Here is a 24,224-nt window from a genome sequence, read left to right as displayed (position 1 = left end):
GGGGCCGCAACCCCCTCTTTTATTTCAGCTGCTTCTGCCTACGGCCGGGGCGCAGGGTCTGGCAGGGTCTGGTCGATGCGCTGGAGGCGGGTTTCGGTGGTGGTATTGTTGGCGTCGTTGGTGTTCAGCGTTTCGGGGCGCTTGGCGCGATTGATGTCGGAGGCCTGCTCGCCCAGGCGCAGGGTGTTGGGAGTGGCGTCGGGCGCGGGGCTGGTGGTAGAGGCACCGCGCGGGGCGTTGGCGTTGTAGATGGCGCGGCGGTCGGCGTCGGTACTCACCTCGGTAGGGATGGAGCGCGGAGCGGCGGTTTCGGCGGTGCGCTCGGAAGCGGTGCAGGCGGCCAGCAGCAGCGGCAGGCCCAGGGCGGCAGCGCGCAAAGAATAACGGAGATACATGCGGAGCAGCAAAAAGGCGGCCCGTGGTGGGCCGCCCTGTTGTTAAACGGATTGCGGGCGAAGGAGTTGGCCGCTATTTCTTCTCGAACGTGAGCGCGTCGCCGTCCATGCAGTAGCGCAGGCCGGTGGGCTTGGGGCCGTCGTTGAACACGTGGCCGAGGTGGCCGCCGCACTTGGCACACACAATCTCGTCGCGGCTCATGCCGAAGCTACCGTCGGACTTTACCTTGAGGCTAGCAGCCGTGGCGGGGGCGTAGAAGCTCGGCCAGCCGGTGCCCGAGTGAAACTTGGTAGCCGACGAAAACACCAGGTTGTGGTCGGCGGCGCAGTAGTAGTTACCGGCGGCTTCGTTGTCGTTGAGCTTGCTCGTATAAGGCCGTTCGGTACCCTCTTCGCGCAAAATGTAGTACTGCGGGCCGGTGAGCTGCTTTTTCCACTCGGCATCGGTTTTTACTACCGCATACTCGCCGGGCTTGCCGGTAACCGGCTGGGCCACGGGATATTTGGCGGCAGTGACAGTAGCTCCTTTAGAGCCGGTGGGCACGGCGGCCACGGTGTTGGGCTGGTCGGCGTGGCTTTGCGAGCAGGCGGGCGACAGGGCGGCCACGCTCAGCAGCAGGGAAAGAAGGGAAAGGCGCATGGGAAGTAAGTGACAAAGGAGTACGTTGGGTAAACAAACGAAAATGGCGCCGCGTTCGGATGCCGAATGGTTAGACGCGGACCAGCAGCCAACCTTACAACGTGGGCTTGCCAAGGCGGGTAAGCAGTCGGGCCGGAACGTTTGGCAGCCCGCCGGGCGTTGAGTTTCAGGATAATAAAAACGCAACTCGGTTTTCTAGCAGAAACTCCGTACCTTTGCGGCCGCAAAAACATACGTATGACTCAGAACATTCGGAATATCGCCATCATTGCCCACGTTGACCACGGCAAGACGACTTTGGTGGATAAGATTATCCACGCATCCAAGATTTTCGATGCCCACCAGCACTTCGACGACCTCATCCTCGACGACAACCCCCTGGAGCGCGAGCGCGGCATTACTATCGTATCGAAGAACGTGTCGGTACGCTATAATGGCGTGAAAATCAACATTATCGACACGCCTGGTCACGCCGACTTCGGCGGTGAGGTAGAGCGCGTGTTGAAGCTGGCCGACGGTGTATTGCTGCTCGTGGATGCCTTCGAAGGCGCCATGCCGCAAACCCGCTTCGTGCTGGGCAAAGCCATCGACCTGGGCCTCAAGCCCATCGTGGTGGTAAACAAAGTAGACAAGGAAAACTGCCGTCCCGACGAGGTGCACGAGCAGGTTTTCGACCTCATGTTCAACCTCGGGGCTACCGAAGACCAACTTGATTTCGTGACGCTGTATGGCTCGTCGAAGCAAGGATGGATGAGCACCGACTGGAAGGTGAAGACCGACAACCTCATTCCGCTGCTCGACGCGGTGCTCTCGTCCATCCCGCCCGCCCCGGTGCTGGAGGGCACGCCCCAGATGCAGATTACGTCGCTCGATTACTCGGCGTTCGTAGGCCGCATCGCCATTGGCCGCGTGCACCGCGGCACGCTCACGGAAGGCTCGAACATGAGCCTGATGAAGTCTGATGGCAGCGTGAAGAAAGTGAAAGTGCGTGAGCTACACGTATTTGAAGGCCTGGGCCGCGTAAAAGTGGACTCGGTAAGCAGCGGCGAAATCTGCGCCGTTTCGGGCATCGAAGGCTTCGACATTGGCGATACGCTGGCCGACTTCGACAACCCCGAGCAGCTGGAGCGTATCAGCATCGACGAGCCGACGATGAACATGCTGTTCACCATCAACAACTCGCCGTTCTTCGGTAAGGAAGGCAAGTTCGTGACCTCGCGTCACTTGCGTGACCGCCTGTTCAAGGAAACCGAGAAAAACCTCGCCCTGCGCGTGGAGACTACCGATAAAGAGGACACCTTCCTCGTGTTTGGCCGTGGTATTCTCCACTTGTCGGTACTGATTGAGACCATGCGCCGCGAAGGCTACGAGCTGCAAGTGGGCCAGCCCCAGGTGCTGTTCAAAGAAGATGAGAAAGGCAAGCGCCTGGAGCCCATCGAGCTGCTGGTAGTGGACGTGCCCGAGGAATCGGCCGGCAAGGTTATCGAGCTGGTGAGCATGCGCAAAGGCGAAATGACCATCATGGAGCCGAAGGGCGACTTGCAGCACCTGGAATTCACCATTCCGTCGCGCGGCCTCATCGGCCTGCGTAACAACGTGCTGACGGCCACCGGCGGCGAGGCCATCATGAACCACCGCTTCATGGACTACGAAGAGCACAAAGGTCCAATTCCGGGCCGCATCGCGGGCTCGCTGATTTCGTTGGAAACCGGCCCCGGCACGGCTTACACCATCGACAAGATGCAGGACCGCGGCTCGTTTTTCGTGGACCCGGGTGAGGAAGTGTACGCTGGCCAGGTTATCGGCGAGCACACCCGCCCCAACGACCTGACCATCAACATTCAGAAGGGCAAGAAGCTGACCAACATGCGTGCCTCGGGTACGGATGACAACGCCAAAATTGTGCCCAAGCGCCAGTTCTCGCTGGAGGAAGCCATGGAATACATCCAGAAGGATGAGTACCTGGAAGTAACGCCCAAGTCGGTACGCATGCGTAAGATTCTGCTCGACGAAAACGAGCGCTTGCGCTACGCCAAGACGGCCGAGTAAATCGCAGATTGACGCTGATTTTTGTGATTTCGCAGATTGGGGCGTGAGTTGTTTTTGAGAGAGGCGCGGCTTTGGTCGCGCCTTTTTCTTTTCCCATCGAGTAGCAATCGTTTTTTATGAGTCAGGCAAATCTTACCCGGTTTATTCAATTTTTCACCCTCGCCGATGAGGCGGCTACTCAGCGCGTTGAGGCGCGGCTGGCGCTGTCGCTTGGTGACCCGACCGCTTACCAGGCACAATACACCGAGGAGCTAGCCGAGCGCGATATCGTGACGGAGCTGCCTGCGCAAGAACTACGCGACGTGGCGCTCATTGATGCGCTACTGAGCGCGGACTTGCTGTGGGAAAGTGACTGGCAGGACCAAGCCGCCGATACCGCCGAGGGCCTCAATGACATCCTGACGCAGCAGGGCCGGCCGGAGCGCCTAAGCCTGGCCAGCCGACGACCAGCAACTGGCCCCGAACTACTTGATATGGTGCAAGATATCCTGGAGCCACTTGGTCTGGCGCTGGTATTGCTAAGCCTAGACAGCGACTCATACCCGCTGAGCCTGGTTGCGGATGCCCAGGCTGAGAAAACTCGCCAACTAGCTAAAGAACTGGGCTTTACCCTCACAGTTTATTAAACCATCCTACCCGCGCTGGCGCACGGCCTCGAAGGTGAGCACAGCCGCCGCCACGCTCACGTTGAGCGAGTCGAGCACGCCGCGCATGGGGATGATGACGGTTTCGTCGCAGGCGGCGCGGGTGGCGGGCGTGAGGCCGTCGGCTTCGGTGCCGAGCACCAGCGCCGTGGGGCCGCTAAGCGAGGTGGCGGTGTAGCTTTTGGCATCGTCGGCCAGGGCAGCGGCGAAGGTGCGAATACCTTTCTCCTTCAGGAAGGCCAGGATTTCGACCATGGGCGCGGCCACGGTAGGCACGGTGAAGATGCCGCCCAGGCTGGCCCGGATAACGTTGGGATTGTAGAGGTCGGTGCGCGGGTCGCCGACCAGTACGGCGTGGGCGGGCGCGGCATCGGCGGTGCGCAGGATGGCCCCGAGGTTGCCAGGCTTCTCCACGGCTTCGAGCACAATAACCAGCGGGTTATCAGGCAATTGCAAGTCGGCCAGGGTGCGGCTGGGAGTGCGCAGCACGGCCAGCACGCCATCGGAGCGCTCGCGCACGGCCAGCTTGGCAAACACGGCGGTGCTCACAGGCAGGTACTCGTAGGGGCGCGGCACGAGCTGCGCGGGGGCCAGCAGCTCTTGGGTGATTTCAGCTCCGGCCAGCTCCTCGCACACGAAGAGCGTGGCCACGGTCCAGCCAGCCTGGCGGGCGTTGGCCAGCTCGCGGTAGCCTTCAACCAGGGTGAGGCCCTGGCGGCGGCGCTCGGCCGATTTTTCCTGCAAGCGCAGCACGTCTTTGATGCGCGGGTTGTGCAGGCTGGTGATGCGGTCGGGCTGGGTTGGGCGGGCGGCGTACATGGAGCAAAGTTACGGGGTGGGGGCAGGCTACCGGGGCCCGGCGGGGCGGGCCGCCGCCTACCTTCGCCGGGCGCGGGCCGGGCGCAGTTCTTCCTTTATTCGCATTTTAGTGGCTATTCGGCTCAATACCAAGATTTTACTCGGCTTCGCCATTGCCCTGTCGGTACTGGCGGGCACGTCGCTCACCTCCTACGTGGCCATTCAGCAGCTAAGCCGCTATACCCGGCTGGTGGAGCACTCGTACCGGGTGCTGCAACAAACTGGCGACCTGCGCATTAGCGTGCGCGATGCGCAGAGTGGCGTGCGCAACTACCTGCTGCTGGCCGATAGCTCGTACCTCGACGTGTACCGCCGCAACGCGCGGCTGGCGCAGCAGGAAGTGAGCACCCTAGACTCGCTGGTGGTGGACGACCCCGCCCAGCACGCCCGCACCGACTCGCTACGCCGGCTCATTGCGGGGCAGCTGCGCGAGCTGGCCACGTTTCGCACCTTTCCCCCTACCCCGCCGGCGGCGCAGTCGCTGCAACTGAGTGAGCAAGTGCCCCTTAACCATATCAAGAACCTGATAACCCGCGTGCGGGAGTACGAAGACAACCTGCTGCGCCAGCGCAACCGCCAGCAGGGGCTGTTTCAGAAGCTGGCCCCGTCGGCCATTGTGGTGTCGGCTATCCTGGCGGTGATTATTGTGCTGTGGTTGTTTAGCAAGATAGTCAACGAGTTGCGGGCCAACGACGAGCTGCGCCTGACTCTCACCCGCACCAACCTGGAGACGGCCCAGCGCATCCGGGCCATGGAATACCTGACGCGGCAGGTGGTGCAGGGCGATTACAAGGTCAAGATTACCGATACTGGCCAGCAGCCCGACCGGCTGGCCTCGCTGGCTGCCCTGCTCAACCAGATGACCCAGGCGCTCGACACGGCCTTTGGGGCGCTCGAAAACCGCAACAAGGAGCTGGACCAGTTTGCCTACGTGGCCTCGCACGACCTGAAGGCCCCACTGCGCGGCCTCAGCACTATTGTGCAATGGATTGAGGAAGAGCTAACTAACGAGCTGTCGCCGCAGCTGCGCACCTACCTCGACCAGATGAAGGGCCGCCTGAGCCGCCTCGACGACCTTATCAACGGCCTGCTGGCCTACGCCCGCGCCAGCCGCACCGAGCGCCAGCTGGGCCCCGTAGCCGTGGCCGAGCTGGTGCGCGAGGTAGCCGAGCTGGTGGTGCCGCCCAGCTTTACCCTCACGCTGGCCCCCGATCTGCCTACCTTTGTGGCCGACCGCCTGAGCCTGCAGCAGGTATTTACCAACCTGCTCAGCAACGCCGTGAAGTACTACGTGGGCGATGGCGGCGGGCGCATTGCGGTGAGCGCCCAGGACCTGGGCCGCGCCTACGAGTTTCGGGTGCAGGACAATGGCCCCGGCATTGCGCCCGAGCACCACCAGAAAATATTCTTGCTCTTCCAAACCCTGCGCGACCGCCACACCGCCGAAAGCACCGGCATCGGCCTGAGCATCGTGAAGAAGCTCATCGACGACCAGCAGGGCAGCATCCGCGTGGAGTCGGCCCTGGGGCAGGGCGCGGCCTTCGTATTCACCTGGCCTAAGAACTCTTAATTATTTGCTTAAAGCGGTTGTCATTGCGAGCATAGCGAAGCAATCGCACCCGCACGATACCCAAACAACTCGTTCACACGCGATTGCTTCGCTGTGCTCGCAATGACAGCCACCCTCAACTAACTAGTACTAAAACCATTCATAAAAAATTATGCGCTCCGTATTACTTGTAGAAGACGACGTTTTTGATACCATGATGGCCCAGAAATCCTTTGGCCGCTTCAGTGTGCCGCACGAGTTGCTGACGGCCTTCAACGGCGAGGAGGCGCTGGATATGCTGCTGGGCCGCAATGGCACGCTCGCCGTGGAGCCGCTGCCCGAGGTCATTTTGCTCGACCTGAATATGCCGCGCATGAACGGTTTCGAGTTTTTGGAAGTGGTGCGGGCCACGCCCGCGCTGGCGCACATTCCGGTGTTCATCACCACTACCTCGGGCCTCGACCTGGACCGCGACGAAGCCACCCGGCTGGGCGTGAGTGGTTACATTTTAAAGCCCCTCGACTTCGCCAGCGGCGACGACCTAGCCGATAGTCTAAGCTTATTAGAAAAGTTGCTTAAGTAGCTTATTTTCAATTATTTATAATATTTGCAGCATGTGCATTTGCCGAATAAAATAGTTCGCCCCGGCGCGGGCACTTTTGCGAGGCAGGGCGTCGTTAGCTGCTCACCGGCCGCAGTTGGCCGATGTAGCTTTTATTTGCCTGCATGAAATTTCCGTTTGTTGCGGTGCTGGGCCTGGGGCTGAGCGCCGCCGGGCTTCCGGCCCTGGCTCAGGATGCGCCGCGGCAGCTCGGCGGGGCTCCTACCGCGCCCGCGCCTATCCCGCGCCAGGTAGCGCCCGCCCCGACGCCCCGGCAATTGGAGGCCGTGCCCGCTGCTGCCGTAGCCGCGCCCGATTCGGCCCGGCCCGCGCCGGTGGTGGCTGCACCCGAGGCCGCGCCCCCGGCCACCGCGCCGCAGCCTGGCGAAAGCCCCTTCAACCGGCCCTACATCATGGGCGGCTCTACGCGCCCCACGCGCTACCAGGTAGGCCTCAAAAGCGGGGCTGTTTACAACGTGTACGATGTGGAGGTGAAGCAGCCGCTATTTGGGCGCAACTTCCTGCTGCTCGACGGCCAGCGCCGCGTGGACCTGACGGAGGTGGGCTTTTATGAGAACGAGAACGGCCACTTTGTGCGCACTACGCTGCCAAACTCGTCGCGCGAGGCCACGCTACGCCGTGAAAAGGTGGGCCGCATCAGCCTCTACGCCACCTACAACACCAGCTACTCGCCGGGCGGCTTTGGCATGCCGGGCTACGGCTACGGGGGCATGGGCGGCTTTGGCTACGGCGGGTTTGGTGGCTCGCCCTACGGCGGCTACCGCACCACCAAAACGGAGTATTTCTCCAAAGACAACGGCCCGGTACAAAGCCTCAACAACCGCAACCTATCCTTGGCCACTACCGACAATGCCGGCTCGCAGGCGCTGCTGGCCCAGGCCCGGCGCTCGCAGCAGGGCGTGATTGCGGCCTACGTGGCGGGCGGCGCGCTACTGGTGTACGGGGCGCTCCAGTCGTTTCAGGCCAATAGCACGGGTATTTCGCCGGCGCTGTACGCGGCTATTCCGGTGCTCATTGTGCCGCTGGTACTGCAAGGCAAGCAGGCTTCGGCCCAGCGCCAGGCCATTGCGCTTTACAATAGCGGGGCTAGGTAACCTAGCGCCATTGGCACTTAAAACGGGCGTACTGCGAACCTCTGACCCAAGTTTGCAGTACGCTTTTTTATGCCTTCTTCCCGCCCGGCCGCGCCCGTCGATTCCGTTATTTTTGAGGCGCGCCGCGCGCTGGCCCTGCTGGCCCACGAGCGGCTGTGCGCCGCGTACGGCGCGCCATTTCCGTTTTTCAGCGACAAGGACCCGCTGAGCGAATTGATAAGCGCCCTGCTTTCGCACCGCACCAAAAACACCGATTCGCACCGCGCCTACCAGCAGCTGCGCGCCACTTTCCCCACCTGGGAAGCCGTGCGCGATGCCCCCACCATCGACGTGCAGCGCGCCCTGAGCGCCTGCACCTGGCCCGAGCAGAAGGCACCCCGCATCCAAGCCGTGCTACTCGAAATAAGCCGCCGCTGCGGCGACGAAAATCTGCCGCCCTGCTCGCTCGACTTCCTAGCCGACCGACCCATTCCGGAGGCCCGCGCCTGGCTCGAAAGCATTACGGGCGTGGGGCCCAAAACCAGCGCAGCTACACTGCTATTCAGCACGTTGCGGCTGCCCGCCATGCCCGTCGATAGCCACCACCACCGGGTGGCCCAGCGCCTGGGACTCATCGGCCCCAAGGTGGGCGAAGGCCCGGCCCACGCGCTGCTGGCCGCCCTGCTCCCGCCCGAGTGGACGGCCCAGCAGGTGTACGACCACCACGAAGCGCTCATGTTTCACGGGCAAAAATGCTGCTTTTTTCACTCGCCCGCCTGCGGAAGGTGCGTGATGCTGGACGTATGCCCGGTAGGGCAATTGGCAGTGGGTAATGAGTAAAAGAACGTCATGCAGACCGCAGGGAAGCATCTGGCGCGCGTCGTTGAACGGAAGATTAGCGGAGCTAACGATTGAGTTACTGCCCCATGTGCGATGCTTCCCTGCGGTCTGCATGACGTTCTTTTACTCATTACCCGTTACCCCTTGATTCTCCACCTCCAGGCCAAGCCTAATGCGCGCCACAACCAGTTGCTGCCCGGCCCCGCTGGGCGCTGGTTCGTGCGGCTGGCCGCGCCGCCGCAGAACGGCCAAGCCAACGCCGTGCTAGTGGCCTTTTTGGCCGACGTGTTTGGCGTGGCCAAGCGCGATGTCACGCTACTGAGCGGCCATACCGCGCCCTTTAAAAAGGTGGAGATAAGCGGCCTGAGTGACGAGGCCGGGGCCGCCGTGCTGGCCCGCTACCGCGCCTGACGCGCCGGGCAGCCCGCCGCCGTACTTTCGCAGGTCCGTTTTTGACCCTGCCGCCTTATGTCCGACGCCACGCTGCAACCGCTGCTCGCCGCCCTGCAATTTTCGCCCGATAACCTGCCGCTGCGCCAGCACCTGGGCGGGCTGCTGCGCCAGGCCGGCCAGCACCAGCAGGCCGAAGACCTGTACCGTGAGGGCCTGCGCTACCACCCCACCGACCCCGCCTTGCAGCTGGGCCTGGCCGATGCGTACTTCGCGCTGGGCAAGACCTCGGCCGCCTTCGTGGTAGTGGAAGAGCTTCTGAATCAACACGATACTCTGGGGCCGGCGCACCTGCTGCACGCCCGCCTGCTGGCCGCCACCCAGCAGCCCGACGCCGCCCGCGACGCCTACGCCCAGGCCCTGCACCTCGACCCCAGCCTCGCCGACGCCACCCTGGGCCAGGAGCTGCAAGCCAGCGCCCCGCGCCGGGTACCCGCCAGCGGCCCCGCCACCGATGCTGGCGCGGATTTCCCTACGCTGCCGCCGAGCGCGCTGGGAGCCGGGCTCGAAAAGCCCAAAATCACCTTTGCCGACGTGGGCGGCATGGAGGCGGTGAAGGAGGAAATCCGGCTCAAAATCATTCACCCGCTGCACTTTCCCGACTTGTACAAGGCCTTTGGCAAGGCCAGCGGCGGCGGGCTGCTGCTGTATGGCCCACCCGGCTGCGGCAAAACCTACCTGGCCCGCGCCACGGCCGGCGAGGTGCAGGCCAACTTCCTGAGCGTAGGCATTGCCGAAATCCTGGATATGTGGCTGGGCAATAGCGAGAAAAACCTGCACCAGCTCTTTGAGCTGGCGCGGGCGCAAGCGCCGTGCGTGCTTTTTTTTGACGAGGTAGATGCCCTGGCCGCCAACCGCCACGACCTGCGCCAGAGCGCGGGCCGCACGGTTATCAACCAATTTTTGGAGGAACTCGATGGCGTATCGGCCTCCAACGAGGGCGTGCTGGTGATGGCCGCCACCAACGCGCCCTGGCACCTCGACCCCGCCTTTCGCCGCCCCGGCCGCTTCGATAAAATCGTGCTCGTAACCCCGCCCGACGAGGCCGCCCGCGCCAGCATTATCGACATCCTCCTGAAGGGCAAACCCCTGGATAGCAGCGTAAAAGCCGCCGCCGTGGCCGCCCGCACCGCCGGCCTCAGCGGGGCCGACCTCAAGGCCGTGGTCGATGGCGCGGTAGACACGCGCCTGCGCCTCTCCATGCGCGCCGGCCGCCCGCTGCCCATCGAGCAAAGCGACCTGCTCGACGCCACCAAACTGGTGAAGGCCAGCACCAAAGAGTGGTTTGCCACGGCCCGCAACTACGCGCTGTACTCGAACGAGGGCGGGCTGTACGATGATATTCTGGTGTACTTGGGGGTGAAAAAGCCGGGCAGCTAGGGGCCATGCAAGCACCATCCGCTCCCGAGCTGCTGGCAGCGCGGCGCATCTGGCAATTACTGAATCTGAACCAGCCGGCCCTGGCGCTGGCCCAGGCGGCGCAAGTGCTAGCCCAAAACCCGACCTCGGTGCAGGCATTATGGGGCCGCACCGAGGCGCTACGGCAACTCGGCCGCCTGCCCGAAGCCCTCACCGCTGCCCGGCAGGGCGTGGCGCAGGCCCCGCAGTCGGCCGCCCTTTTTGCGGCGCTGGCGCGGGTGTACGGGCAGCAGGGCCAGCTGTGGCCCGCAGTCGATGCCATTCAGGAATCCCTGCGGCTCAACCCCATGAATGCCACTAGCTACGCGCTGTTAGCGGAGCTACAGTACCTATTGCACCGGCCCGACGAAACGGTTACCACTGCCGACAGCGGGCTTTTCCTGGATGCCCGGCACACCGACTGCCTGCTGTGGCGCGCCTTGGCCCAAGAGCAGCTGAGCCAGCCAGCGGCGGCCGACCACGCTTTTCAGCAGCTGTTGCGCCTCGCGCCCAACAGCTCACTGGCGCACGCCCAGCGCGGCAAGCAGTTGCTCCGGCGTTGCGAGCTTCACGCCGCGGAGGCGCACCTGGCGGCGGCGCTCCGGCTGGCACCCACGCGCAGTACCGACCTCGTGCCCCTGCTGCGCCGGGCGCGGCGCGAGCAGCACTGGCCCGGCTGGCTGGTGGGCCGGCGGCAGCAGCTGCGGCAAGAGTGGCAGGGGCAACATGTGCTCAGCTATCGGGGCGGGGCTACCTTGGTGATGTTGCCTATCTTTTGGGTGCGGGGCTGGTGGCGCACGCGGCACGACCCCTTGTTCCGGCTTTCGCCCGCCCAGTTGTGGCAGCTGCGCCTGAAGCTGTGGCTGGCGCTGGTGATAGTGGTACCGGTGCTGGCATTTCTGGGCGATTACGTGGGTCTGTTTGATGCCAGCAAGCCGTTGAGTATGCCGCAGATGCTAGGCCTGGCAGCCGGCGGCCTGCTGTTTTACTTGAGCATTCTCTTCCTTAAAAAGCAGATTGACAAGCACTCGCATTCTTAAAAAACCTCTCGGTGGCCCCCGGCCACCCGTTTCTATGGATTACTCTTCCGACTGGCTGGCCCGCGCCCAGCTACTGATGCAGCAGAGCCGCCCCGACCAGGCGGCCAGTGAGCTGCGCCGCCACCTCACCCGCGACCCGCACGAGCCGGTGGCCCACGCCCTGCTGGCCGTGTGCCTGCTCGATGAGGAAGCCCAGCTACCCACCGCGCAGCAGGAAGCCGAACTGGCCATTCACCTGGCCCCCGAGTACGACTTTGCCTTTTATGCGCTGGCGCTGGTGCAGCACCGGCAGCACCGGCTTAAGGAGGCGATGGCGGCCATCAACCAGGCGCTGGCCCTCGACCCCACCGATGCCAACTACCACCACCTGCTGGGCTCGCTGCGCCTGCAAAGCGGCCAGCTGCCGGCCGCCCTGCAAGCCGCCCGCACCGGCCTCAGCTTCGACAGTGAGCACGCCGGCCTGCACAGCCTGGAGGCCCGCACCCTGGCCCGCCAGGGCCACGGGGCCGCGGCCAGCGCCGCCGCCCGCGCCGCCCTGGGCCACGGGGCCGAAAGCAGCAGCGTGCAGGCCCAGGCCGGCTGGGTGGCCCTCGAAACCAACCGCCCCGCCGAGGCCCTCGAAAACTTCCGCGAAGCCCTGCGCCTCGACCCCACCTCCGAGTTTGCCCGCCAGGGGCTGGTGGAGGCGCTCAAGGCGCGGCACTGGGTGTACCGCACGTTTATGCGGTTTATGTACTGGGTGAGTTCGCTGGGTGCGCGGCTGCGGCTGGGGCTGTTTATCGGGGCCTACGCGGTGGCGCACTTCGTGCCGGTGCTGCTGCCCGTGTACTTGGTTTTTGCCTACCTGAGTTGGTTTAAGGACGCGCTCTTCAACTCGCTGCTGCGCGTGAACCGTTACGGGCGCTACGCCCTCAGCCCGGCCCAGACGCTGCACTCGACGCACTTTCTAGCCCTGCTGGGGCTGGCGGCGGCGGCCGGCCTGGGCATGCTGCTGCTGCCGGTGCCGGGGCTGGGCACGCTAGCTTTCGTGGCGCTGGGGCTGCTGTTTCCATTAGTGGGCACCGAGCGGCTGGCCGGGCAGCCCCAGCGGCAGCGCTACTCGCGCTGGGCCGGCTGGGCGCTGGCGGCCGTGGGCGCGCTGAGCGTGGCCCTGGCTATGCTGGGGCTCGACAGCGACGGGCAGCTGTATAACCAGCTGTTTATGACGTTTTTATACGGCACGGTAGCGTACACCTGGTTGTTTGCGCTGAGCTAGCGCGTGGCCGGCCGCTGCCCTGGTTACTCCTGGGCCAAGGCTACCAGCGCCCCCACTTTATTGTTTGCCGAGACAGACTTTAGCGGGGATTTTTTAACTAGTTATACTATTTATTATCAAGTAGTTAACAAATATCTAAAAGGACTTTAGCGGGCGCTGTACAGATTAGGTAATGCGAAAATACTCACCGTATTTCGCCCAGTCAATCATCCTTTCCAGGGTGGGGCAATGGCCGAATGGCGGCGTTGGGCGGACAGCGGACTCAACCCCGGCAGCCCGCCCAGTACCTGTCGAATAGTAGTCAAGCGGAATCAACCTGCCATCGCCTTACCCACAACCTCCTGTTAACCAGAATAAAAGCTACCAGCCAGCAGCTAAAAGCTACTAGCTTCCTAATTATGCTCCTGCCCGCCCGCGACCTGCGCTACCTAGTGGCCTACGTGCTGCCCGCCACTGCCTTCCTGGGCCTGCGCCTGGGCGGGGCTTGGGCGTGGGCCGCGCCGGCCTGCACCTTCGGCCTGATGCCGCTTCTGGAGTGGCTGGTGCGCCCCGCGCCGCCCCGCGCCCATGCGCCAGCCGACCCCAAGGGCCGCCGCTCCCTTTTTTTCGACGGGCTGCTGTACCTCAATGTGCCGCTGCTGTTGGCGCTGCTGGGGTACTTTTTGCTACGCGTGCACAGCGGGTCTTTTGGGCCGGCGGCCACGGCCGGGGCCATCGTGACGATGGGCATTTGCCTGGCGGCGCTGGGTATTAACGTGGCGCACGAGCTGGGCCACCGTAGCCGCCCCGCTGAGCAGCGCCTGGCGTTGGTGCTGCTGCTGAGCTGCTTATACCTGCATTTTTTCATTGCCCACAACCGGGGGCACCACCGCCACGTGGCCACGCCCCTCGACCCCGCCACCTCGCGCCTGCACGAGCCTTTCTGGGCCTTTCTGCCCCGCGTCCTGGCCGGCGAATATCGCTCGGCCGGGCAGCTGGAGGCCACCCGCCTGCGCCGCGCCGGGCGGCGGGTGTGGTCGGGCCGCAACCAGTTGCTGGGCTTTCTGCTGGCGCAGGCGGTGGCAATGGGTTTGGTCCTGAGCCTGTTTGGGCTAGCGGCTCTGCTGGCCTGGCTGGGCGCGGCCGTAGTGGGCGTAGTAATATTACAGCTGGTTAACTACGTGGAACACTACGGCTTACAGCGCCGCCGCACCGCCGAGGGCCTCTACGAGCGCGTGCAGCCCCACCACTCCTGGAACTCGGAGCACCTGCTGGGCCGCATTGTGCTCTATGAGCTCACGCGCCACTCCGACCACCACTACCAGGCCGCCCGGCCCTACCAAACGCTGCGCTTCCACCCGACCAGCCCCCAAATGCCCACCGGCTACCCCGGCATGATGCTGCTGGCCACCATTCCGCCGCTCTGGTTTCGGGTGATGAACCGGCGCGTACCGCAGGTGGGGTAGCGCGGCAGGCGGGCTACTTCTTGCGCTTCCAGCGGTAGTAGCGCCGGTACCAGGAGGACGTTTTTTTGAACAGGCTGCTGGCCGTTTCGTGCGGAAATATGTTGATGCGGAAAATCTGCATCCGGTCGTCTTCCAGATGCAGGCCGCCCGTGTCGGTGGCCACGGCGAAGCGGAAACCAGCTTCGGCCACCAGCGCCTTGGTGGTGGCATCGAGGTCGCCGTAGGGATAGGCGAAGGAGCTGATTTCGGTGCCTAGGCGCTGCTCCAGGGCGGCTTTGCTGGCGGCGATTTCGGCGGCGGCTTCGGCGGGGGGCAGCTGGGTGAGGTGGGCGTGGGTTTGGGTGTGCGCCCCGATTTCCCAGCCGGCCGCCACAAATGCTTGTTTCTGAGCGGTATCCATTAGCTCGGCGCGGGGCTCGGTGGGGTCGGTGGCGAGGTCCCACTGGTTGTAGCGCACCTCAAAATCGCCGAGCAAATACATGACGCCCCGGTAGCCGTACTGCTGCATCAGCGGCAGCAGGTTGGTGTAGTTATCGAGGTAGCCATCATCGAAGGTGAGCACGATGGGCCGGCGCGGAAACTCGGCCAGCGGCCGGCGGCCACTGGCAAAATCCTGGTAATCCTGGAAGGTTATCGGGCTGATAGCGTGGCTTTTGAAATACGCCAGGTGCTTGGTAAAATGCTCCTTCGTGACGAATATCTGGTGCTTGGTGGCGATGGCCGCATCCGGGATTTTGTGGTACATGAGCACCGGCATGAAGTCGGGCACGGCCAGCGCCATGCGCGCCGACTCGTACACAGCCAGCACACGCGCCGCCACGCGGACCAGGTCGTAGTCGTGGCGCACGCGCTGCTGCAAGGCGGGGGCTATTCGGTAGGGCTGCCGCAGAAAGGCCTGCGCATTGGCCAGTAACAGGGCGGGGTCAAAGCCCGCCCCGGGTTGCAGCCGGGACAGAATATCGCCAAAGTTGGAGGCCGCCGCCTCGGCGTAGTTGGCCAGCGTGACGGGGCCGGCGTAGAGGGCCTCGCCCAGCGCCAGCGCGGCGCGGCCCTCGCCCAGGGCTTCCATCACCACCCGCCCGGCCCCGATAACGAGGTCGATTTTACGCAGCCAGCCGGTCACGTCATCCGTAAAGCCTACTACTTCAACCCGCTCGCCATACTGGCTTTGCAGCTGCACCAGGACCGCTTTGCCGGCGGCGGGCAGCTGCTCCAATTCGCCGCCGATGAGGGCAACGCGCAACTGCGCAAACTCTTGCAGCAGCGCCGGAAACACGTGTTGCAGCAGGGCCGCCGCCCGCTCGCCCTTAGGCCCGTTGAAGCGGCCGATAAAGGCCACGCGGAGAGAAGTAAAAACGGCTGTTGGCGCCTTGGCGTGCTCAGCGTTATTTATTTTTAATTCTTCCTTTTTAATTTTTAATTCCTCTTTCTCAAACGCTATGCCATTGGGTACCACCACTATTTTGGTGGGGGACATCTTCACTTCTTCGCGCAGGTGCTGCGCCAGGTTTTCGCAGATAGCAATTACCTTTTGCCCATAAACATCAAATAATGAAGTAGATGCGTGCAGGTGCTGGCGGCCGTGCGCAGTGCTCACCAACGGCACTTTCAGGCCCTTTAAAGCGAAGTAGCTTACCCAGCTGGCGGCCCGCGAATGGGCGTGCACCACGTCAATATTGTACGTTTTCACCAGTTGGCGCAGCGCCCTGATATTGCGCAGCCGCTGGCCGTACTTACGCTGGCTGATAGGCAGCTGCACCTGGGCGGCCACCGTGGGCAGGGCCGCCGCGTCGGAGGCCAGCCATACTTGGTGGCCGGCGCGGTGGTGAGCCTCGGCCAGGGCAACGGCGTAGGCTACCGAGCCAGCGAAGAAGTTGGCGGACAATACGTGCAGAATGCGCATGCCGCAAAGGTCGGGCAGTAGCGCGAAGCTTCCGCTTCGTGCGCGAGCACAGCGAGCAGGCGGCACCGCACGGCGCGAACAACGATGCTCGCTGCGCTCGCGCACGAAGCGAAAGCTTCGCGCTACTGTGCTAGGCCCAGGCGCGGCCGGCCACGTTGCTCATGTATTTTTGGCTGTTGCCGGTGTTGAGGAGCAGAATGCGCTCGTCGGCGTGCAGCCAGCCGCTGGCTAATAGCTGGCGGGCGGCCATCCAAACGGCCGCGCCCTCGGGGGCTACGAACATGCCCTCGTGGCGGCCCAGGTGGCGCATTCCCTCCAGCATGTCTTCCTCGCTGATGGCTACTACGGTGCCGTTTGATTCGCGTAATACGTTTAGCATCAAGGGTTCACCTAAGGGGCGGGGCACGGCCAGGCCATTGGCCAGGGAGGGGCGACCGGTGTAGGCGTGGCAGTTGGGCTGGCGGCCGAGGTAGGTTTCGAGCAGCGGGCAGCAGTTTTCGGCCTGCACGGCCACCATGCGGGGCAGCTTAGTTTCGGGAGCCAGCCAGCCGAGGGATTTCATCTCCTGAAACGCCTTCCAGATGCCGATGAGGCCGGTGCCGCCGCCGGCGGGGTACAACAGCACGTCGGGCAGCTGCCAGCCCATTTGCTCGGCTATTTCGTAGCCCATCGTTTTCTTACCTTCGAGGCGGTAGGGCTCCTTAAGGGTCGAGATATCGAGCAGCTTGCCGCCGGCGTTGAGTTGGCGCACGCGGGCCGCGCAGTCGTTAATGAGGCCGTCAACCAGCTCTACCTGAGCACCATACCAATAGCATTCTTCCTTGAAGGCCTCGGGCGTGTGGCGCGGCATAACCACGGTGGCGGCCAGGCCGCCGCGGGCGCAGTAGGCGGCCATGGCCACACCCGCGTTGCCGGCCGTGGGGATGATGCAGCCCGTCACGCCCAGCTCTTTGGCTTTGGAAATGGCCATGCTCAGGCCCCGCGCCTTGAACGAACCGGTGGGGTTCGTGCCTTCGTCTTTGATGAAAAGCGCGTCGAACCCATAGTGGCCCGCCAGGCGCGGCAGCTTGAGCAGGGGCGTCATGCCTTCGCCCAGGGTCACTTTGTTGGCCTCATCGAGCAAGGGCAGCAGCGCGCCGTAGCGCCACATCGAGTTGTCGGCCAGGTCGATACCTTCCTCGCGGCTGAGCGGCTGGCGCAGGCTGTAGTGGGCCACCAGGGGCTGCTGGCAGCACGATGACACCGCCTGCAGCTGAAAGGGCGAGTAGGCCGCGCCGCATTTGGCGCAGTGCAGGGCATTGACCCGCGATTGGGAGGACGTGGCTACTTGGTTCATGCAGCAAAGGTCTGGCGGGCGCCAACCGGTTGCTATGCCTGCGCGAAATGGTGTTTTCGCATAGCCTATTCCTTAGCGGAATAGTAGCGCTGGGTGAAGCGCAGGAAATCGCGGTACGGCCCGTTGTTCTCGGTGCCCTTACGCTGAATGAAATTGAATTTCCTTTCTAAAAACAAGTCCTTGATTTTTACGGCCGCCAGCTCGCCGCTGGCCAGCTCTTTCACCACCGCCTGTCGGGGCAAAAAAGCCAGGCAGGTGGCCTCCACGCGCACGAAATTTTTGAGGGCCTCGGTGCCGCCCATGCGTACCCGCACCGGCAGGGCAGCCAGCCGCAGCTGGTGTTTGGCCAGCGCTTCTTCCAGCACGGCGAGCGTGCCGGAGCCCACCTCGCGCAGGGCCAGCGGAATGCTGAGCAAGTCGCTGACTACCAGCTCGCGGCCGGCCAGTGGGTTGTCGGCGGCGCACACGGCCACCACCTCGTCGGTGAGCAGCGGCGTATAGGTAACGTTGCTGACTTTGTGAATGCCTTCGATGATGCCTAGCTCGATTTCGTGGTCGAGCAGCGCCCGCAGGATGTTGTCGCTGTTGCGGTTTTTGAGGCTGAGCTGGTGCTGCGGGTGCTGGCGCAGGTAGGCCGCCACCACGGCCGGCAGCACGTAGAGCGAAATGGTGGTGCTGGCCCCCAGCAGCAAGTGCACGGCCGGGGCAAAGGCCGGGCTCAGCTCGCTCATCTCCTGCTGAAGCTCTTGCTGCAACTGCTTGGCCTGCAAGAGCTTCTGGTACAGCTTCTGGCCGGCCGGCGTGAGTTGCACGCTGCCGCCCAGCCGCTCGAAGAGGCCGGTTTGGTAGTGCTCCTCCAGGGCCTTTACCTGCTTGCTCACGGCCGACTGGCTAATGAACAGCGCCTGCCCGGCTTTGGTAAAGCTCAGGCGCTGAGCCACTTCTAGGAACACTTCGTGCGGGTGGGAAAGCATGGCAGGGACTCGGCATCAATGAGCACTGTAAAGAACGTCATGCTGAACGCAGTGAAGCATCTCTACCGCGCCACTGGCTTACCAACCCAGCGGCGCGAGCGAGATGCTTCACTGCGTTCAGCATGACGTTCTTTAAACGCTAGCAGTTCTGCTTTTTAGCTACCAATGCCCTACCTTTCACGCACCGCTCACCTACTCCTCTGCTATGCGCCAACGCCGCCTGTTACCGCTTCTACTGCTGGCCTTACTCGCCACGTTTTCCTGCTCTAAAAAAGACGCGCAAACGCAGGCCGATGCTCAGGCCCAGGCGGCCGGTGAGGAGATTGACCCGTACCAGAACCTGGTGTTCAGCTTCGACGAGCCCGTGGTAAACGCCAGCCAGGTAAACCGCTGGGATACTACGCGCTACGTGCAGTTTGAGCCCGCTATCAAGGGCAAGTTTAAGTGGATGAACGACGGGCGCGAGCTGGTATTTTCGCCCCTGGAGCCGTTTCGGCCCAGCACGGCGTTTTCGGCCAATTTGCGCAGCGCCACGCTGCCCTCGGGCAAGCAAAAGCTGACGCTGAGCCGCAGCAAGTTTCACACGCCGTTTCTGGAGCTCAAGGCTGCGCAGGTATTTTATGGGCGCAGCCGCCGGGCGGGCGGGGCCGAGCTGCGGGCCAACGTGCTGTTTAATTACGCCGTGCGGCCCGCCGACCTGCGCCCGCTTTTGCAGCTGAGCCAGGGCGGCCGGCCGGTCGCCTTCACCCTCACCACCGCCGAGCCAGGCCGCACGCTGGCCCTCACCATCACGCAGGAAGTGGATGTCAACCAGCCGCTGCACTTCGAGATTGGCGGCGGCCTGCAAGCCGTGGCCGGCAGCCAGCCCACCGCCGGCCCGCTGCAAGCCGAGGCCGAGGTGCCCGACCAGCAAACCCTGCAAGTGCGCGAGCTCACCGGCCAGGTGCTCAACGGCCAGGCCGCGGTCACCATCCTCACCAACCAGCCGGTGTCGGTGGCCGATATTCAGCCGCTGCTGAGCGTGTCGCCGTCGGTGCCGTTCGAGATTGAAGCGCTGGAAAGCGGCCTGTTGCTGCGCGGCGGCTTTGAGGTGGGCAAGGATTACCAGATAAAAATTACGCCGGGTCTGCGCGGCGCGCTGGGCGGGCAGCTCACGGAGAGCTTTAACCAGAGCGTGAGCTTCGGCAACAGCGAGCCGAGTATCAGCTTTGCCAGCTCCGATAAAGCCTTGTATTTGAATGCGATGGGCAGCCGTAACCTCGGCCTGCGCCTCAATGAGGTGGCTAATGTGCAGGTGACGGTGGCCAAGATTTACGCCAGCAACATTCAGGATGTGCTGCGCGGCGACAAGCAGTACGGCTCCGATGGCGGCGGCGGGGAGGAAGGCGACGAGGGCGGCGGGGAAGATGGCGAATACGTGGACCACAGCTACCAGTACTACGAGCTCGAAAACCGGGGCGACGTGCTCTTCACCCGCACCTACGCCACGGCCGGCCTGGTGAAGCAAAACGGGATGCACCTGCTCAATTTCAACCTCAAAGACCTGGAATTCAGCGCCCCGCTCAAGGGCCTGTACGTGATACGGGTGCAGGATACCGAGCACCTCTGGCTGCGCGAAGAGAAGCTGGTGACCTTTACCGACCTCGGCATGATTGCGCGCCAAAACGCTAGTGGCGAGGCTGTTGTGTTTCTGAACTCCCTGCGTACGGCGCGGCCGGTGGGCGGGGCCACGGTGCGCTTCATCAGCACCAGCAACCAGGTGATGGGCACCGCCACCACCAACGGCCAGGGCGTGGCCCGCTACGACAGCGTGGCCGGTAGCCGCCTCAAGCTGGGCATGGTGACGGCCACCCAGGGCAGCGATTTCACCTTTATCAGCCTGCCCAAGAGCCGGGTCGAAACCTCGCGCTTCGAGGTGGGCGGCCTCACTAGCAACGCCGCTCATTACCAGGCGTTTCTCTACGGCGACCGCGATTTGTACCGGCCCGGCGACACCATTCATACCAATGTGGTGGTGCGCACCGACGATTGGCGCACCCCCGCCGCCGGCCTGCCCGTGAAGGTGCGCCTGCTGCTGCCCACCGGCAAGGAATACGCCAGCCTGGGCGAGAAGCTGAGCGCCACCGGCGTGGTCGCGTCGCGCTTTATTCTGCCCGCCACCGTGATGACGGGCCTGTATTCGCTGGAAGTATTGACTGGTAACGACGTGCTGCTGACCTCCAAGCAGGTGAGTGTGGAGGAGTTTATTCCCGACCGGCTGAAGGTGAGCGTGGCCGCCGCGCCCGCCGTGCTGCGCGCCGGCCAGACCGTGGCGGCCACCGTGCAGGCCCAGAACCTGTTTGGGCCGCCGGCCGTGGGGCGCAAGTTTGAGGTGGAGTTTTCGCTGAAGGAAAAGACCTTTTCGGCCCCGAAATACGACGGTTACTCGTTTTCGCTGCGCAGCGGCACGGGGCGCAGCGCCTCCATGATATCGGGTATTGCCGAGCGCTTCCAGAAGGAGGTGCGCCAGGGCGAAACCGACGCCACCGGGCGCGGCACCGCCGACTATACCCTACCCGACGTGCGCGACCTGGGCACGCTGGAAGGCGTGGCCTTCGCCACGATTTTTGACGAAACGGGCCGGCCCGTGAACCGCCTGGCCACCTTCGAGGTGCAGACGCAGGCCGTGATGTTTGGCATCGAGCAGGTGAGCGACCTGGTGAGCACACGCCAGGAATTATCGGTGAAGCTGGCGGCCCTCACGCCGGCCGGCCGGCCCGTGCAGGCCGAGGCGCAGGTGCAGGTAGTGCGCCTGCTCTGGGAAACCGTGCTGGAGCGCCAGGGCGGGCGCCTGGTGTACAACTCGCAGAAGCGCGAGCAAGTGCTGCAAAACCAGGGAGTTATGGTGGACGCCAATAGCGCGCTCACGTTCACGCCCACGTATTCGGGCGAGTACGAAATCCGGTTGTCGCGGCCCGGCGCGGGCACCTACGTGGCGGCCCACTTCTACGCCTACGGCAACGGCGACACGGCTGGTAACTCGTTCGAGGTCAACAACGAAGGCGAGGTAACCATTGAGGCCGACAAGCCCAAATACGAGCCCGGCGAAACGGCCCAGCTGCTGCTCAAAACGCCCTTCCCCGGCCGGGTGCTCATCACGGTGGAGCGCAACCGGGTGTTCGAGCATTTCTACGTCGATACCGACCAGAAATCGGCCAAGGTGCGCGTGCCCATCCGCCCCGGCTACGCGCCCAACGTGTATATCACGGCCACCGCCATCCGGCCTATTACCGATAACTCGCTGCCCCTCACAGTGGCGCGCGGCTTCGTGCCGCTCATCGTAGAGAAGCCCAGCACCCACCTGCCCGTGGCCCTGACCGTGGCCGCCAAAAGCCGCTCGCAAACCTTCCAGACCATTGAGGTGCGCACGGCGCCCCGCGCCCAGGTAACGCTGGCCGTGGTGGATGAAGGCATTTTGCAGCGCAAAAACTACCAGACGCCCGACCCCTACGGCTACTTCTACCAGAAGCGGGCCCTCGAAGTATCGGCCTTCGACATTTACCCCTTCCTGCTGCCCGAGCTGGGTAGCAGCAGCAGCGGCGGCGACGCGGCCGATATGGCCAAGCGCACTTCGCCCGTGCCCAGCCGCCGCGTGAAACTGGTGGCCATGTGGAGCGGCCTACTCACCGCCGACGCCTCGGGGCTGGTGCGCTATAAAATCCGGGTGCCGCAGTTCAGCGGCGCACTGCGCGTGATGGCTGTGGCCTACAAAGACGACGCCTTCGGCAACGCCGAGCAGACGATGAAAGTGGCTGACCCGGTGGTGATTAGCACGGCGTTGCCGCGGTTTATGAGTCCCGGCGACACGATTGACGTGCCGGTGACACTGACGAATACGACCAAGAATCAGATTTTTGCCAAGGTCGTCAAGCAGCTTAGCGGCCCTCTTGTTTCAGCAGAACCTGAGGTTGTTGGACCACACGGAATACGATATATACCCGAAGAATGGATTGTGCCACTACGTCCTGGAGCAGAGTATCGCCAACTTTTTCACGTTAGCGCGAAAGGAGTCGGCAACGGGACAGTGAAGGTTGTTGTTACTGGAGTAAAAGGCACGACTGAGACTTTCTCCGAAACCATCGAAATCCCCATTCGCCCAGCTTCGCCGCTGGAAATGCGCACGGGCAGCGGCGAGGCTACGGCCAGCGCGCCCGCCACGCTTAACCTGCGCACCGACTTCCTGCCGAGCTCGCAGCATAGTAAGCTGGTGCTGAGCCGCTCGCCGCTCACGCAGTTTGCCAAGGACCTGAGCTACCTGCTCGACTACCCCTACGGCTGCCTGGAGCAAACCGTATCGGCCGCGTTCCCGCAGCTGTATTTCGGCGATTTGGCGACCACGCTGGCCCAGAAAACAGGCACCGGCCGCAAGGCCCAGCGCTACAACCCCAACTACAACGTGCAGGAGGCCATCCGCAAAATAGAGAGTATGCAGCTCTACAACGGCAGCCTCAGCTACTGGCCGGGCGGCGACTACGACAACTGGTGGGCCACCGCCTACGCCGCCCACTTCCTCATCGAGGCCAAGCAGGCCGGCTTCGCCGTGAACCAAAGCACCTTGAACAAAGTACTGAGCTACTTGCAGTTGCGCCTCAAGAAGCGCGAAACGGAAGCCTACCAGTACTTCACGGTCGATGGGCTGGCCCGCCAGCGCATCATCGCCAAGCGCGAAATCACCTACTCGCTCTACGTGCTGGCCCTGGCCGGCCGCCAGGATGCCGTGGCCCTCAACTACTACAAGGCCAACCGGCCGCTGCTCACGCCCGATGCGCGCTTCCTGCTGGCCAGCACCTTTGCGCTGGGCGGGCAGCAGCGGGCCTTCCGCGAGGTGCTGCCCACGCAGTTCACGGCCGAGAAATCGAGCCGCGAGCTGGGCGGCTCGTTCTCCTCGCCCATTCGCGATGAAGCCCTGGCCCTCAATGCCTTGCTGGAAGCCGACCCCACCAACCCGCAGGTAGCCAGCATAGCCCGGCAGCTGAGCCGCCAGATGAAAACCGCCCCCTACCTCAACACCCAGGAGCGCGCCTTCGGCCTGCTGGCGCTGGGCAAAATTGCCCGCAAGAGCCTGGCCAGCACGGCCGTCGCCACGCTGTTTGCCGATGGCAAGGAAATCGGCAAGTTCGATGGCAAAGACCTCACCGTGAACAACGTAACCAACCGCAAGCTGACTATAAAAGCCAGCGGTGCGGGCACGCTCTACTACTTCTGGGAGGCCGAGGGCATTTCGGCCGGCGGCCAGGTGCGCGAGGAAGACAGCTACCTGAAAGTGCGCCGCCAGTTTTTGACCCGCACCGGGCAGCCGGTGGGCGCGGCCGGCATCCGGCAGAACGATTTGGTAGTGGTGAAGCTCACCATTCAGGCCGCCGACGCGGCCGGCGAGGTCAAGAACGTGGCCATCACCGACCTGCTGCCCGCCGGCCTCGAAATCGAGAACCCGCGCCTGGGCGTGACCCGCGAAATCGCCTTCGTGGCCAACGCCGACCAGCCCGACTACCTCGACGTGCGCGACGACCGCCTCAACATCTTCACCACCGTCACCACCAAGCCCAAGGTGTTCTACTACCTGGTGCGGGCCGTGAGCAAGGGCACCTTCAAGCTAGGCCCCGTGAGCGCCGATGCCATGTATAATGCTGAATATCATTCTTATAACGGAGCTGGCACGGTGCGCGTGCGGTAGCCGTATGCGCGGTAGCGTGGACGCAGGCCTTTCTGTCATA

General features: G+C 63.6%; 18 protein-coding genes. 12 read left to right on the top strand and 6 right to left on the bottom strand.

Going from position 1 to position 24,224, the window contains the following annotated elements; translation table 11 throughout:
• Positions 1 to 38: 38 nt before the first annotated feature.
• The gene (locus tag QMK33_RS08210; RefSeq protein WP_283564089.1) at positions 39 to 395 is read right to left on the bottom strand and encodes a hypothetical protein; all 357 of its coding nucleotides are present in this window, start codon (positions 393 to 395) and stop codon (positions 39 to 41) included.
• A gap of 73 nt (positions 396 to 468) precedes the next feature.
• Positions 469 to 1,035, bottom strand: a complete 567-nt coding sequence (gene msrB, locus QMK33_RS08205; protein ID WP_283564088.1) for a peptide-methionine (R)-S-oxide reductase MsrB — start codon at positions 1,033 to 1,035, stop codon at positions 469 to 471.
• Positions 1,036 to 1,272: 237 nt separating this feature from the next.
• Here msrB and typA point away from each other — a divergent pair, with 237 nt between their 5' ends.
• The gene (gene typA, locus QMK33_RS08200) at positions 1,273 to 3,084 is read left to right on the top strand and encodes a translational GTPase TypA (protein WP_283564087.1); all 1,812 of its coding nucleotides are present in this window, start codon (positions 1,273 to 1,275) and stop codon (positions 3,082 to 3,084) included.
• Positions 3,085 to 3,200: 116 nt separating this feature from the next.
• A complete protein-coding gene (locus QMK33_RS08195; RefSeq protein ID WP_283564086.1) occupies positions 3,201 to 3,710 on the top strand; it encodes a DUF6630 family protein in 510 nt (169 codons plus the stop codon).
• Positions 3,711 to 3,716: 6 nt separating this feature from the next.
• Here the strand turns inward: QMK33_RS08195 and QMK33_RS08190 are convergent, their stop codons facing one another.
• Positions 3,717 to 4,547 (bottom strand): TrmH family RNA methyltransferase, encoded by an 831-nt coding sequence (locus QMK33_RS08190; RefSeq protein WP_283564085.1) that lies wholly within the window; start codon positions 4,545 to 4,547, stop codon positions 3,717 to 3,719.
• 109 nt (positions 4,548 to 4,656) lie between these two features.
• Here QMK33_RS08190 and QMK33_RS08185 point away from each other — a divergent pair, with 109 nt between their 5' ends.
• The 9 genes from QMK33_RS08185 (at position 4,657) to QMK33_RS08145 (ending at position 14,258) form a co-directional block, all read left to right on the top strand.
• Positions 4,657 to 6,156 carry a sensor histidine kinase gene (locus QMK33_RS08185; RefSeq protein ID WP_283564084.1) on the top strand — a complete coding sequence of 500 codons (1,500 nt, stop codon included), beginning with the start codon at positions 4,657 to 4,659 and terminating at the stop codon, positions 6,154 to 6,156.
• Positions 6,157 to 6,307: 151 nt separating this feature from the next.
• Positions 6,308 to 6,718: a response regulator gene (locus QMK33_RS08180; RefSeq protein WP_283564083.1), complete on the top strand. Its 411-nt coding sequence runs from the start codon at positions 6,308 to 6,310 to the stop codon at positions 6,716 to 6,718.
• Positions 6,719 to 6,861: 143 nt separating this feature from the next.
• Positions 6,862 to 7,851, top strand: a complete 990-nt coding sequence (locus QMK33_RS08175) for a hypothetical protein (RefSeq protein WP_283564082.1) — start codon at positions 6,862 to 6,864, stop codon at positions 7,849 to 7,851.
• 69 nt (positions 7,852 to 7,920) lie between these two features.
• Complete coding sequence (locus QMK33_RS08170) at positions 7,921 to 8,670, top strand: endonuclease III domain-containing protein (RefSeq protein WP_283564081.1); 750 nt, start codon at positions 7,921 to 7,923, stop codon at positions 8,668 to 8,670.
• A gap of 144 nt (positions 8,671 to 8,814) precedes the next feature.
• The gene (locus tag QMK33_RS08165) at positions 8,815 to 9,081 is read left to right on the top strand and encodes a DUF167 domain-containing protein (RefSeq protein ID WP_283564080.1); all 267 of its coding nucleotides are present in this window, start codon (positions 8,815 to 8,817) and stop codon (positions 9,079 to 9,081) included.
• 57 nt (positions 9,082 to 9,138) lie between these two features.
• Positions 9,139 to 10,500 carry an ATP-binding protein gene (locus tag QMK33_RS08160; protein ID WP_283564079.1) on the top strand — a complete coding sequence of 454 codons (1,362 nt, stop codon included), beginning with the start codon at positions 9,139 to 9,141 and terminating at the stop codon, positions 10,498 to 10,500.
• 5 nt (positions 10,501 to 10,505) lie between these two features.
• Positions 10,506 to 11,558 (top strand): tetratricopeptide repeat protein, encoded by a 1,053-nt coding sequence (locus QMK33_RS08155; protein ID WP_283564078.1) that lies wholly within the window; start codon positions 10,506 to 10,508, stop codon positions 11,556 to 11,558.
• Between the two features lie 34 nt (positions 11,559 to 11,592).
• Positions 11,593 to 12,813: a tetratricopeptide repeat protein gene (locus QMK33_RS08150; RefSeq protein ID WP_283564077.1), complete on the top strand. Its 1,221-nt coding sequence runs from the start codon at positions 11,593 to 11,595 to the stop codon at positions 12,811 to 12,813.
• 398 nt (positions 12,814 to 13,211) lie between these two features.
• Complete coding sequence (locus tag QMK33_RS08145) at positions 13,212 to 14,258, top strand: alkane 1-monooxygenase (RefSeq protein ID WP_283564076.1); 1,047 nt, start codon at positions 13,212 to 13,214, stop codon at positions 14,256 to 14,258.
• A 13-nt stretch (positions 14,259 to 14,271) separates the two neighbouring features.
• On the opposite strand, the gene QMK33_RS08140 is transcribed toward QMK33_RS08145, so the two are convergent.
• The 3 genes from QMK33_RS08140 to QMK33_RS08130 all read right to left on the bottom strand — a co-directional run bounded on the left by QMK33_RS08140 (position 14,272) and on the right by QMK33_RS08130 (position 18,471).
• A complete protein-coding gene (locus QMK33_RS08140) occupies positions 14,272 to 16,161 on the bottom strand; it encodes a polysaccharide deacetylase family protein (RefSeq protein WP_283564075.1) in 1,890 nt (629 codons plus the stop codon).
• 130 nt (positions 16,162 to 16,291) lie between these two features.
• On the bottom strand, positions 16,292 to 17,497 hold the full coding sequence (locus QMK33_RS08135; protein WP_283564074.1) for a threonine synthase: 1,206 nt from the start codon (positions 17,495 to 17,497) through the stop codon (positions 16,292 to 16,294).
• 65 nt (positions 17,498 to 17,562) lie between these two features.
• Positions 17,563 to 18,471 carry a LysR family transcriptional regulator gene (locus QMK33_RS08130; protein WP_283564073.1) on the bottom strand — a complete coding sequence of 303 codons (909 nt, stop codon included), beginning with the start codon at positions 18,469 to 18,471 and terminating at the stop codon, positions 17,563 to 17,565.
• Positions 18,472 to 18,676: 205 nt separating this feature from the next.
• Between QMK33_RS08130 and QMK33_RS08125 the strand changes: the two genes are divergently transcribed.
• Complete coding sequence (locus QMK33_RS08125; protein WP_283564072.1) at positions 18,677 to 24,184, top strand: alpha-2-macroglobulin family protein; 5,508 nt, start codon at positions 18,677 to 18,679, stop codon at positions 24,182 to 24,184.
• Positions 24,185 to 24,224: the final 40 nt, after the last annotated feature.

Origin of the sequence: Hymenobacter sp. H14-R3 (genome assembly GCF_030063445.1) — a bacterium.
Taxonomy (GTDB): domain Bacteria; phylum Bacteroidota; class Bacteroidia; order Cytophagales; family Hymenobacteraceae; genus Hymenobacter.
The sequence above is the reverse complement of the archived record's forward strand: the minus strand, read 5'-3'. Positions and strand labels throughout refer to the sequence as shown.

Coding starts and splice junctions, on each gene's coding strand:
- QMK33_RS08190 (WP_283564085.1), bottom strand. CDS start 4,547: ATGTACGCCGCCCGCCCAACCCAGCCCGACCGCATCACCAGCCTGCAC.
- QMK33_RS08180 (WP_283564083.1), top strand. CDS start 6,308: ATGCGCTCCGTATTACTTGTAGAAGACGACGTTTTTGATACCATGATG.
- msrB (WP_283564088.1), bottom strand. CDS start 1,035: ATGCGCCTTTCCCTTCTTTCCCTGCTGCTGAGCGTGGCCGCCCTGTCG.
- QMK33_RS08150 (WP_283564077.1), top strand. CDS start 11,593: ATGGATTACTCTTCCGACTGGCTGGCCCGCGCCCAGCTACTGATGCAG.
- QMK33_RS08175 (WP_283564082.1), top strand. CDS start 6,862: ATGAAATTTCCGTTTGTTGCGGTGCTGGGCCTGGGGCTGAGCGCCGCC.
- QMK33_RS08170 (WP_283564081.1), top strand. CDS start 7,921: ATGCCTTCTTCCCGCCCGGCCGCGCCCGTCGATTCCGTTATTTTTGAG.
- QMK33_RS08155 (WP_283564078.1), top strand. CDS start 10,506: ATGCAAGCACCATCCGCTCCCGAGCTGCTGGCAGCGCGGCGCATCTGG.
- typA (WP_283564087.1), top strand. CDS start 1,273: ATGACTCAGAACATTCGGAATATCGCCATCATTGCCCACGTTGACCAC.
- QMK33_RS08125 (WP_283564072.1), top strand. CDS start 18,677: ATGCGCCAACGCCGCCTGTTACCGCTTCTACTGCTGGCCTTACTCGCC.
- QMK33_RS08145 (WP_283564076.1), top strand. CDS start 13,212: ATGCTCCTGCCCGCCCGCGACCTGCGCTACCTAGTGGCCTACGTGCTG.
- QMK33_RS08140 (WP_283564075.1), bottom strand. CDS start 16,161: ATGCGCATTCTGCACGTATTGTCCGCCAACTTCTTCGCTGGCTCGGTA.
- QMK33_RS08160 (WP_283564079.1), top strand. CDS start 9,139: ATGTCCGACGCCACGCTGCAACCGCTGCTCGCCGCCCTGCAATTTTCG.
- QMK33_RS08210 (WP_283564089.1), bottom strand. CDS start 395: ATGTATCTCCGTTATTCTTTGCGCGCTGCCGCCCTGGGCCTGCCGCTG.
- QMK33_RS08135 (WP_283564074.1), bottom strand. CDS start 17,497: ATGAACCAAGTAGCCACGTCCTCCCAATCGCGGGTCAATGCCCTGCAC.
- QMK33_RS08195 (WP_283564086.1), top strand. CDS start 3,201: ATGAGTCAGGCAAATCTTACCCGGTTTATTCAATTTTTCACCCTCGCC.
- QMK33_RS08130 (WP_283564073.1), bottom strand. CDS start 18,471: ATGCTTTCCCACCCGCACGAAGTGTTCCTAGAAGTGGCTCAGCGCCTG.